Source organism: Stenotrophomonas sp. 05L44_2 (assembly GCF_056665995.1).
The window spans coordinates 1-10,778 of sequence record NZ_JBFTNR010000130.1; the positions used below are offsets into that span (position 1 = coordinate 1).

8 protein-coding genes and 2 pseudogenes are annotated in these 10,778 nt (G+C 67.9%); 5 read left to right on the forward strand and 5 right to left on the reverse strand.

The features are described from left to right. A partial coding sequence (locus tag AC1VAN_RS06505; RefSeq protein WP_480985494.1) for a LysR family transcriptional regulator occupies nt 1–520 on the reverse strand: 520 nt, incomplete at its 3' end. Between the two features lie 110 nt (nt 521–630). Between AC1VAN_RS06505 and AC1VAN_RS06510 the strand changes: the two genes are divergently transcribed. The 5 genes from AC1VAN_RS06510 to AC1VAN_RS06530 all read left to right on the forward strand — a co-directional run bounded on the left by AC1VAN_RS06510 (nt 631) and on the right by AC1VAN_RS06530 (nt 7,260). After that, nucleotides 631–1,029 (forward strand): RidA family protein, encoded by a 399-nt coding sequence (locus AC1VAN_RS06510; RefSeq protein ID WP_480985495.1) that lies wholly within the window; start codon nt 631–633, stop codon nt 1,027–1,029. 161 nt (nt 1,030–1,190) lie between these two features. Then, complete coding sequence (locus AC1VAN_RS06515; RefSeq protein ID WP_032976781.1) at nt 1,191–1,535, forward strand: hypothetical protein; 345 nt, start codon at nt 1,191–1,193, stop codon at nt 1,533–1,535. Nucleotides 1,536–1,591: 56 nt separating this feature from the next. Continuing rightward, the gene (locus tag AC1VAN_RS06520) at nt 1,592–2,845 is read left to right on the forward strand and encodes a TolC family protein (RefSeq protein WP_480985496.1); all 1,254 of its coding nucleotides are present in this window, start codon (nt 1,592–1,594) and stop codon (nt 2,843–2,845) included. After that, nucleotides 2,842–4,041, forward strand: coding sequence for an efflux RND transporter periplasmic adaptor subunit (locus tag AC1VAN_RS06525; RefSeq protein WP_480985497.1), 1,200 nt, complete (start codon nt 2,842–2,844; stop codon nt 4,039–4,041). The genes AC1VAN_RS06520 and AC1VAN_RS06525 overlap by 4 nt, the downstream gene beginning before the upstream one ends. A 9-nt stretch (nt 4,042–4,050) precedes the next feature. Further along, nucleotides 4,051–7,260 (forward strand): efflux RND transporter permease subunit, encoded by a 3,210-nt coding sequence (locus AC1VAN_RS06530; protein WP_480985498.1) that lies wholly within the window; start codon nt 4,051–4,053, stop codon nt 7,258–7,260. Between the two features lie 49 nt (nt 7,261–7,309). On the opposite strand, the pseudogene AC1VAN_RS06535 reads toward AC1VAN_RS06530, so the two are convergent. From AC1VAN_RS06535 to AC1VAN_RS06550, 4 genes and pseudogenes are all read right to left on the reverse strand, one after another. Next, a pseudogene (locus AC1VAN_RS06535) lies at nt 7,310–8,992 on the reverse strand (DUF885 domain-containing protein); the annotation flags it as partial. Between the two features lie 245 nt (nt 8,993–9,237). After that, nucleotides 9,238–9,327 (reverse strand): annotated as a pseudogene (locus AC1VAN_RS06540) (lipid-A-disaccharide synthase N-terminal domain-containing protein); the annotation flags it as partial. 249 nt (nt 9,328–9,576) lie between these two features. Next, a complete protein-coding gene (locus tag AC1VAN_RS06545; protein WP_025878793.1) occupies nt 9,577–9,924 on the reverse strand; it encodes a lipid-A-disaccharide synthase N-terminal domain-containing protein in 348 nt (115 codons plus the stop codon). Beyond that, on the reverse strand, nt 9,924–10,646 hold the full coding sequence (locus tag AC1VAN_RS06550; RefSeq protein WP_480985499.1) for a glycosyltransferase family 2 protein: 723 nt from the start codon (nt 10,644–10,646) through the stop codon (nt 9,924–9,926). Before AC1VAN_RS06550 ends, AC1VAN_RS06545 begins: the two co-directional genes overlap by 1 nt. Nucleotides 10,647–10,778: the final 132 nt, after the last annotated feature.

Below are 10,778 nucleotides of genomic sequence, written 5' to 3' on the forward strand. Positions count from 1 at the left end.
GCTGCACATAGCCCGGGCTGGCGTGGAAGCCGATCGGCAGGCGCGCCAGCGGTCGTGCCACCAGCGCGGGATCGGCAGGCGCGCCACCACGGATCACGCAATCGACGTTGTCGGCGATGACATCGACCTCGCGGTCGCTGACGCCGATGTCCAGCTGGATCTCCGGATAGCGCGCCTGGAAATCCGGCAATGCCGGCACCAGCCGCAGGCGCGCATACGGCCCCGGCACGTCGACGCGCAGGCGCCCGCGCGGTTGTGCGGCGGCCTCGCCCAGCCCCCCTTCAACCTCTTCCAGCTCGGCCAGCAGGCGAGCGATGCGCGGGTAATACACCGCGCCATCGGCAGTGACGCTGACCCGGCGCGTGGTGCGGTTGAGCAGCCGCAACCGCAGATGCGCTTCCAGCTGCTGCACCAGCTGGGTGACCGTGGTGCGGCTGAGCTGCAGGGTGTGCGCGGCGCGGGTGAAGCTGCCGGTCTCCACCACCCGGGCGAACGCGCGCATCGCTTCGAAACGGTCCATGGCCGTGGCTGTGATTGTTTGGAATATGCAATCAATCTAGACCGATCATCACGGTTTATCCAGGCAGCGACAGCGGGGAGGATGGTCCGCTCCCGTCTGGAATCCGTCCCATGTCCCACCGTGATGTTGTCTTTCCCGCCGGCCGGCAGGCGCTGTACGAGCGAAACCGCTATTCGCCGGCGATCCGATCCAATGGCTTCCTGTTCGTTTCCGGCCAGGTCGGCAGCCGCGAGGATGGCTCGCCCGAACCGGACTTCGAGACCCAGGTCCGCCGCGCCTTCGACAATCTCAACGCGGTGCTGGCCGCGGCCGGCTGCACGTTCGATGACGTGATCGACGTGACCGTGTTCCTGGTCGATCCGGAAACCACCTTCGAAAAGGCCTGGGCGATCGTGCCCGAGTACTGGGGCCAAGCGCCGCACCCGACCCTGACCGGCATCGGCGTGACCTGGCTGTATGGGYTCCAGTTCGAGATCAAGGTGATCGCCAAGCTGCCTGCGGACAGGTAGTGCCGGCCACTGGCCGGCAGCGCATTGCGCCAGCAGGGTTCATGGGATTGCCGGCCAGCGGCCGGCACCCCGGACACCCGCCTGAACGGAACACGCCGACAAATTCCCGAGGTGGCCATTGATATTGTATCCACCGAAAACCGCTTGCTAGCCTCCCCTCCATGCGCCGGATCGCCCGCCACCTTCGTTCGACCCTGCTGATGCTGCTGATGGCGGCATTCGTGGTCGTGCCGGTGGCTGATGTGCTGGCGTGTGCGGTGGAACCGCACGACAGCACCGTGGTGCATGTGGAAGCCGGTGCCGAAGATGCCGACGGTGACACTGACAACGACGGCAAGCACGCCGCTGCCTGCAGCCACAACCACTGCCACCACTCCAACCTGAGCCTGCCGGCGAGCACCTTCGCCGCCTTTGGCACGCCGCAACCGGCGCGCTGGACGAATGCAGGCGATGCGGCGACCTATGCGGTCGCCCAGGACGAACTGGCACGTCCTCCCCGGGCGTGAGTTGAGCGCGTCCCGCAATCGCGGGCTCCCGTTTCACTCACAACCGGAATCCCCCTATGTCGATCCTGACACGTCGGTCGCCGCGCGCGGCCGGGCTGGTCGTCGCCGTGCTGCTGGGCCTGATCCCCGCCGCACAGGTCGCCGCACAAGCCGCACCTTCGTACGACACCCTGCTTGAACGCCTGGACCAGCTGCCCGGCGCCCGCGTCGGCGCGGCATTGGCCGAGGCGGCCGACGCCCGCGCCGACCAGGCCCGGGCGCTGCCCAATCCGTCCCTTTCCTGGTCCGCCGAAAACGCTTGGGGCACAGGCTCCTACGGCGGCATGGGCCGGGCCGACACCGTGCTTACCCTGTCCCAGCCTCTGGAGGTCTGGGGCCAGCGCGGCGCGCGCGTCCGCGCCGCCCGCGCCGAGGCACAGGCCGCTGCCCTGCGGGGTTCGCAGAGCCGCAGCGATGTCGCCAGCCAGTTGGCGGCGATCTACGCACAGGCGGAAAGCGCCCTGCGTCGCTACACGCTGGCCGAAGAAGCGCTGAGCCTCACCCGGGACGATGCGGCGGCGGTCACCGCCATGGTCAAGCATGGCCGCGAGCCGCAGTTGCGTGCCGTGCAGGCACAGAGTGAAGTGGCCAATGCCAGCGCCGCGCTGGATGAGGCGCAGGYCTTCCGCGACGCCGCGCTGGCCCGCCTGGCCGGTGCGGCCCTGCTGGATGCACCGGTGCAGACCATCGACAACAGTCTGCTCGATCGCGCACCGCCAGCACCGCGTGGCGCCATCGATGTGGCTCTGGCCGTGCGTGTGGCCGAAGCCGAAGTTGATGCGGCCGGTCGTCTGGTCGACGTCGAGCGCAAGCGCGCCCTGCCCGACCTCAGCGTTACCGCCGCRCAGACGCGTTTCCGCGAGGACCGCGAACAGGCCTACACGCTCGGCGTCAGTCTCTCGATCCCGTTGTTCGACCGCAATCGTGGTGGCATCCGCGCCGCCAGTGCCGAACAGCGCGCGGCCGAAGCGCGCTTGGACCAGCAGCGGCGCGACAGCGAAGCCGAACGCTTGTCGGCGGTAGCGGGCCTGAAGGCCGCCGGCAGCCGCACCCGCGCCGCCGACGAAAGTGTGGTCGCCGCCGAGGAAGCCTATCGGCTGGCGCGCATCGGCTTCGACGCCGGGCGCATCTCGCAGCTGGAACTGCGCAGCACCCGCAGTGCCCTCATCGCCGCCCGCGGCACCGCCGTGGACGCGCGCCTGTCGCGCGTCGGCGCGGAAATCGATCTCGCCCGCCTCGAAGGGCGCGCACCCTTTGTGGAGGCCCGATGAACCTGTCCCGTTCTTTCCCGCTGGTTGGCGGCTTGTTGCTGACTGCATTGCTGGCCGGTTGTTCTGGTAACACACAGGCCCCGGCAGTCTCGGAGCCCGCCGGCAAGGCAACGGCTGACGATGGCCATGGCCACGCCGCCGACAGCACCGACGCCAAGGCCGAAACCGGCAACGCGGCAGATGCCGATGAAGGCGTGGTGCAGCTGACGCCAGAGCAGATCAAGGCATCCGGCATCGACGTGGTGGCCGTCGGCCGCGGCGGCGGTGGTTCGACGCGGCTGTCCGGCCGGGTGGAACCGTCRATCGGTGCACGTGCCTCGGTCGCTTCCACCGTGACCGGTCGCGTGGAGCGCGTGCTGGTCGCACCGGGCACGGCAGTGAAGCAGAACCAGACGCTGGCGATCGTGGTCAGTGGCGAGGCGGCGGTGTTCCGCGCCAATGCGGTTGCCGCCGCCGCGGAGGCAGAGGCGGCGCGCCTGGCCCACGGCCGCGACAAGGCGCTGGTCGAACAGGGCGTGGTCGCTCGCCAGGAACTGGAAACCTCACGCGCGCGCTCGCTGGCGGCGCAGGCGCAGGTCGCCGCCGCGCAGGCACAGGCCGCCGCCAACGGTTCGCCCGACAGCAGCGGCCGCGTGCGCGTCACCAGCCCGGTGGCCGGCATCGTCGGCAATGTGCAGGTCACGCCCGGCGGCGTGGTGGCGGCCGGCAGCCCGGTGGCCGACGTCGCCGATCYGTCGATGAACGAGCTGGTGTTCACCGCGCCACCGGCGCTGGCCGCGCAGGTCACGCCGGGCATGACGCTGGAAGTGACCGTGCCGGGCGGCAGCTTCAGTGCCGCCGTCACCGGTTCGGCCGCCGATGTGCGCCAGCAGGGTGGCGTGGCGGTGATCCGTGCCATGCCGGTGGATGCCGCATTGCCACCGGCCGGTTCGCCGGTGTCGGCGGTGGTGGTCACCGACGGCAAGGACGGCGCGTTGAGCGTGCCGGCTGATGCGGTACAGAACGTCGGCGGCAGCAGCGCGGTATTCGTCGCCGTCCAGGGCGGCTTCAAGGTGCAGCCGGTACTGGCCGGCCGACGTGCCGGTGACCGCATCGAGATTCTCGGCGGCTTGAACGGCGACGAACGCATCGTCGGCGCCAACGCGTTCCTGCTCAAGGCCCAACTGGCCAAGGGCGAAGCCGAGCACGGGCACTGAGGACCTTCCATGTTCAAGCTCATCATTGAAACCGCGGTACGCCACCGCTGGCTGGTCGTGGCCCTGGCTGCACTCGTTGCCGCCGTGGGCCTGTTCCAGCTCGGCAAGCTGCCGATCGATGCGGTACCGGACATCACCAACCGCCAGGTGCAGATCAACACCGTGGCACCGGCACTGACGCCCGAGCAGATCGAGCGGCAGGTGACCTATCCGCTGGAAACCGCGCTGGCCGGCATCCCCGGCCTGACCACCACCCGTTCGCTGTCGCGCAATGGTTTCTCGCAGGTCACCGCGATCTTCACCGATGCCACCGATATCTACTTCGCCCGCCAGCAGGTGGCCGAACGCATGCGCGAGGCCGCCGAAGCGCTGCCCGAGGGTGCCTCGCCGATGCTGTCGCCGGTCACCACCGGCCTCGGCGAGGTGTTGATGTGGACGGTGGACTTCACCGCGTTCGACCCTGCGAAGCTGGCCAAGCCCGGTGAAGCCGGCTGGCAGGCCGGCGAGGTCTACCGCACGCCGGAAGGCAACCTGCTGCGCACGCCGGAAGAACGTGCCACCTACCTGCGCACCGTGCAGGACTGGATCATCGCGCCGCAGATGCGCTCCAGCCCCGGGCTGGCGGGCGTGGACACCGTCGGTGGCTACGTGAAGGAATACGGCGTGCATCCGGACAGCGCGCGGTTGGCCGCGCATGGCCTGGGCCTGGCTGATCTGGTGACGGCCCTGCAGCGCTCCAACGTACAGGCCGGTGCCGGCTTCGTGCAGCGCGCCGGCGAAGGCCTGGTGGTGCGTGCCGACGGTCTGGCACTGACCACCGACGATCTGGCACAGGCGCCGGTAGCCACCCGCAACGGCGTGGTGGTGCGGGTGGCCGATGTGGCCGATGTCGGCCTCAGCCGCGCACCCCGCCTGGGTGCGGCCAGCCGCAACGGCCATGAAGCGGTGCTCGGTACCGCGCTGATGATCGCCGGCGGCAACAGCCGCACCGTGGCCCAGGCGGCCGCCACACGGCTGCAGCAGGTGAATGCCTCGCTGCCGGCGGACATCGTGGCCGCGCCGGTGCTGGACCGCAGCGTGCTGGTCAATTCCACCATCAAGACCGTGGCCAGGAACCTCACCGAGGGCGCGCTGCTGGTGGTGGTGGTGCTGTTCCTGCTGCTCGGCAACCTGCGCGCGGCGACGATCACCGCACTGGTGATCCCGCTGTCGTTCCTGTTCGCGGTGATCGGCATGAACCGCTTCGGCATCAGTGGCAACCTGATGAGCCTGGGTGCGCTGGACTTCGGCATCCTGGTGGACGGCGCGGTGATCGTGATCGAGTCGACGCTGCTGATGCTGGGCCAGCGTCGTGCCGAACTGGGCCGTGCGTTGACCGCGATGGAACGCCTGCGCGTAGCGGCCGATTCGGCGCGAAAGATGGCACGCCCGGCAGCGTTCGGCCAGCTGATCATCCTGCTGGTGTTCGCACCGATCCTCACCCTGGAAGGTGTGGAGGGCAAGACGTTCCACCCGATGGCCGCTACGTTCATGCTGGCCCTGGTGGGTGCCTTCATCTTCTCCTTCACCTTCGTGCCGGCGATGGCCGCGCTGATGGTGCGCGAGCCGAAGCCGAAGGAAGGCGAGGCACACAGTGATGATGGCCAGCACGAAACGAAGCTGATCCGCGTGCTGCGTGGACGCATCGAGCCGATCATCCGCCAGGCCGTCGCGCGGCCGCGCGCAGTGATCGCCGGTGCAGCGTTGATGCTGCTGGTGGGCATTGGTTCGTTCGGCCTGCTCGGCCGCGAGTTCATGCCTACCCTGGATGAAGGCAACGTGGCGATGCAGGCACTGCGCGTCCCGTCTACTTCGCTAGAGCAGTCGCTGGCGATGCAGCTGGCACTGGAGAAGGCCATCGCCCAGCAAGCGGAAGTGGAAACGGTGTTCTCGCGTACCGGCACCGCCGAAGCGGCAATCGACCCGATGCCGACCAACATTTCCGACAGCGTGATCGTGCTCAAGCCGCGTGCGGACTGGCCCGATCCGACGCTGGGCAAGGAGGCGCTGGTGGCCCGCTTCGAAGAACTGGCCGGCCAGCAGCTGGGCAACAGCTTCGAGTTCAGCCAGCCGATCGAGCTGCGCTTCAACGAGCTGATTTCCGGCGTACGCACCGACCTGGCAGTGATGATCTTCGGCGATGACTTCAGCCAGCTGCAGAAGGTGGCCGACCAGGTGGCGCTGAAGCTGCGCGCGGTGGAGGGCGCGGCCGATGTGCGGGTGGAGCAGATTTCCGGCCTGCCCACGCTCAACGTCAAGATCGACCATGTAGCGGCAGCGCAGTACGGGCTGACCGCCGCCGACGTCAGCGATGCGCTGTCCACCGGCATCGGCGGCACGGCAGCCGGCAAGATCTTCGAGGGCGACCGTCGCTTCGATGTGGTGGTACGTCTGGATGACAGCGCACGCAACGACCCGGATCAGCTGGCCTCGCTGCCGATCGCCACGCCGGCCGGCGTGGTGATTCCGCTGTCCTCGGTGGCACGCATCAGCGTCAGCGAAGGGCCGAACCAGATCAGCCGCAACAACGGCAGCCGCCGGGTGGTGGTGCAGGCCAACGTGCGCGGCCGCGACCTCGGCGGATTCGTTGGCCAAGCACAGGCCGCCGTGGCCGACGTGGCACTGCCGCCCGGTGCGTACCTGACCTGGGGTGGCCAGTTCGAGAACCTGCAGCGCGCGGAAAAGCGCTTGGCCACGGTGGTGCCAGTGGTATTCCTGCTGATCGGCAGCCTGCTGTTCATGGCCCTGCGCAGCGGCAAGGAAGCGGTGCTGGTGTTCAGCTGCGTACCGCTGGCGCTGGTCGGCGGCATCCTCGCCCTGCTGCTGCGCGGCATGCCGTTCTCGGTGTCGGCCGCGGTGGGCTTCATCGCCGTGTCCGGCGTGGCCACGCTCAACGGCCTGGTGCTGATGCAGGCGATCCGCGAGCGTCTGGACGCCGGTGACGTGCCGATGATGGCCGCAATCAACGGTGCATCCAGCCGTATCCGCGCGGTGCTGACCACCGCACTGGTGGCCATCGTCGGCTTCATTCCGATGGCGAYCGCCAGTGGTTCCGGTGCGGAAGTGCAGAAGCYGCTGGCGACGGTGGTGATCGGTGGCCTGATCACCGCCACGGTGCTGACCCTGCTGGTGCTGCCGACCTTCGCCGCGCGCGTGGCGAAGGTGCGCGTGGCAGGGTGAGATGAGAGGGGGTCGGAGCCCTTTCCAGCGGAAAGGGCTCCGTCCCGCAGAAGCCCTTGACGTCGAACTTGTCGCCCAGCTCCTTCTCGGCCTGCGCACGCAGGCGCACGATGGCGATCTCGCCGAGCTTGTAGCTCAACGCCTGCCCCGGCCAGGAAATGTAGCGATCCACTTCGGTGGTCACTTCGTGCTCACTCAGCGCCGTGTGGTCACGCAGGTAGGCCAGCGCCTGCTCGCGGCTCCAGCCCTTGCTGTGCACGCCAGTGTCGATCACCAGGCGCGTGGCGCGCCACATCTCGTAGGTCAGGCGACCGAAATCCTCGTACGGGGTTTCGTAGATGCCCATTTCCACGCCCAGCTTCTCGCAGTACAGCGCCCAACCTTCGCCATAGGCGGAGATGTAGGCATTGCGGCGGAACTCCGGCAGGTTCTTCTGCTCGGCAGCGATGGCACCCTGCAGTGCATGGCCCGGGTCGGATTCGTGCAGGGTCAACGCCGGCAGGTTGTACAGCGGGCGCGACGGCAGGTTGTAGGTGTTGAGCCAGTAGGTGCCCATGCCACCACGGCCGGCGGTCCAGAACGGCGCGATGTCCGGCGGCACCGGCACGATGGTGAAGCGCGCGCGCGGCAATGTCATGTACTTGCCGAGCTGGCCATCGGCGCGCTTGGAGATCCATGCGGCGCGCGACAGCAGTTCTTCCGGCGTCTTGGCGTAGAACTGCGGGTCGGTACGCAGGAAGGTCAGGAACTCGGCAAAGCTGCCCTTGAACTTCACCTGCTTGATGATGTCGTTCATTTCCTTCTGGATGCGTGCCACTTCATCCAGGCCGATGCGGTGGATCTCGTCCGGCGACAGGTCCAGCGTGGTGTATTCGTGGATCTGCTGCTTGTAGTACGCCTTGCCGTCAGGCATCGCTTCGGCGGCCAGGGTGGTACGCGCCTGTGGCACGTATTCGTTGACGAAGAAAGTGCGCAGTTGCTGGAACGCCGGCACCACCTTGCCGCTGATCGCCGCGCGGGCCTGTGCCTGCAGCTTGGCCTGCTCCGCAGCCGGGACGGTGTTGGGCAGCTTCTTGAACGGCGCGTACAACGGCGATTCGGTCGGGTCCTTCAGTTCGGCGACAGTGGCGATGGACACCTCGCGGCCATCAAGCACCGCACGCGGCACGCTGAAGCCGCGCTTCAGGCCGGCACGCATGTTCCCGGTCTGCTGGTCGAAGTAGCGCGGCACATCATTCAAGCGCGCGATGTAGTTCTGGTAGTCCTGCACGGTCTTCATTTCGCGCCGGGCCATGAAGGACAGGTTGGACCAGAACGAGGAATCGGCGTTGAACGGCATCTCGTAGCCGCGCAGGCGCACTTCTTCGGCCAGGTTGAACACCTGGTCGCGGTAGATCGCGTAGTTGACCTGGTTGTCGGGCGAAAGGGTCTTCGGGTCGATCTTCTTCAGCGCGGCCAGGGTCTGGTCCCATACCTCCAGGCGTGCCTGCTGCGCGGCCGGGCCGACGTCGGGCATGCGGGTGGCATTGGCCGGCGCGTCTTCGTCCTCGCTGGCCTCGCCGCCGCCTTGCTGGCGCCACTTCCATTCCTTCTCGTACAGCGCGCGGAAGGCGGCATCGGCGGGCGACTCGGTAGCCACGCTGGCCGGCGCGACGGCGGTGGGTGGTGCGGCCAGGGCCACGGCAGGGGCAGACAGGGCGATCAGCAGGGCTACGGCAAGACGGGTTTTCACAAGCACAGGTTCCCGGGAAGGCAGACCCCGATCATGGCACCCCTCACCGCGCATGGCATGGGACGAAGGTCCTGCCTCAGTAGATCCACGCCATGCGTGGATGCTCCTGCCGCGGACGCATCGGGCCAACCAAGGTCGGCATCACCCGGGCACGGCGGCGCCTGCGTGGCCACTCTGGTAGCTGCCAACCTTGGTTGGCACCCGGAGAAAACCAGCGCCGACCAAGGTCGGCGTCTACCGGGGCGTCAGTGACTGGCCTTGTCCCGCTTCCAGCCGCGATGCTTGATGTCCAGCTGCAGGCTGTACAACGCGGTGAACGCCGGGAACAGGTTCTGCCTGGGCCTAGCCCTGGTAGCTGCCAACCTTGGTTGGCAGGCGGGGAGACCCAGCGCCGAAGGCGCACGGTAGCGCGGGGCCATGCCCCGCGAGCGCGCAGCGCGGCCGATGTTGGCCGCCATTCCACAGCCGCCGGGCATGGCCCGGCGCTACCACAGCGGTGCCTGCGTCGCCGCTCTGGTAGCTGCCAACCTTGGTTGGCACCCGGAGAAAACCAGCGCCGACCAAGGTCGGCATCTACCAGGGCGTCAGTGACTGGCCTTGTCCCGCTTCCAGCCGCGATGCTTGATGTCCAGCTGCAGGCTGTACAACGCGGTGAACGCCGGGAACAGGTTCTGCAGCACGCCCACCGAGTCCTGCTTGGCCGAGAACAGGAAGTAGCTCAGCGTCATCAGGCTGCCGACCACGCTCATGTACCAGAACAGGCGCGGGATCACCGGCTTGCCGGCGCGCTTGGAGGCGACGAACTGGACCAGCCAGCGGCCACCGAACATCAACGCGCCGGTGTAGCCGATCAGCTTCCAGCCGGTCACATGCAGGCCGGTCCAGTACAACCAGGTCAGCGGCTGGTCCAGCCAGTGCAGCTCCAGATCCATCAACGCTCCTCCACCGCGGTGCGCTTGCTGCGGGTGATCAGCCAGGCCACGCCGCGCAGGTCGCGGATGCCGACCAGCGCGCGGCCCAGGTTGTTGTACTTGGACACGCCGGCCGTACGGTGGCGATGGTTGACCGGCACGCTGGTGGTCTTCCAGCCGGCACGCTGCATCAGCGCCGGCAGATAGCGRTGSATGTGRTCGAAGTASGGCAGATCGAGGAAGGCGTTGCGCTCGAACAGCTTGATGCCGCAGCCGGTATCGGGAGTGTCATCGCGCAGCATGCGCGCGCGGATGGCATTGGCCCACTTGCTGGCCCAGCGCTTGCTGCCGCTGTCCTGGCGGTTGACGCGCCAGCCGGCGAACAGCTTCACCTGGGCATCGGCCGCATCACGGGCGTCCAGCAGCCTGGGGATGTCGGCCGGATCGTTCTGGCCATCACCGTCGAGGGTGGCGATCCACGGCGCACGCGCGTGCTTGACGCCGGTACGTACCGCGGTGCTCTGCCCGCTCTGCGAGACGTGGTGCAGCACGCGCAGCTCCGGCGTGGTGGCCTTCAGGCCCTGCAGCACGGCCAGGGTGTCATCGCGCGAATGATCGTCGATGTAGACGATCTCGAACGGCAGCCGTCCGCGCAGTGCAGCGGTGATTTCGGCCACCAGGGGCGCGACGTTGTCGCGCTCGTTGAATACGGGGACAACGACAGACAGCTCGGGTTGGCTCATGGGGGGACTCGGCCAAGGAGGGACAAAGACCGCGCATTTTCCGAAGCCGAGGTTATCCGAAGATGAATCCGGCGGCGTGAGGATCGGTTTTCAGGCGCGATCAGCAAAATACTCGCGACACCACTGCACCAC

Bases quoted from the DNA above. Each gene is read 5' to 3' on its own strand.
- AC1VAN_RS06545 (WP_025878793.1), bottom strand. From the start codon at position 9,924: ATGGATCTGGAGCTGCACTGGCTGGACCAGCCGCTGACCTGGTTGTAC.
- AC1VAN_RS06515 (WP_032976781.1), top strand. From the start codon at position 1,191: ATGCGCCGGATCGCCCGCCACCTTCGTTCGACCCTGCTGATGCTGCTG.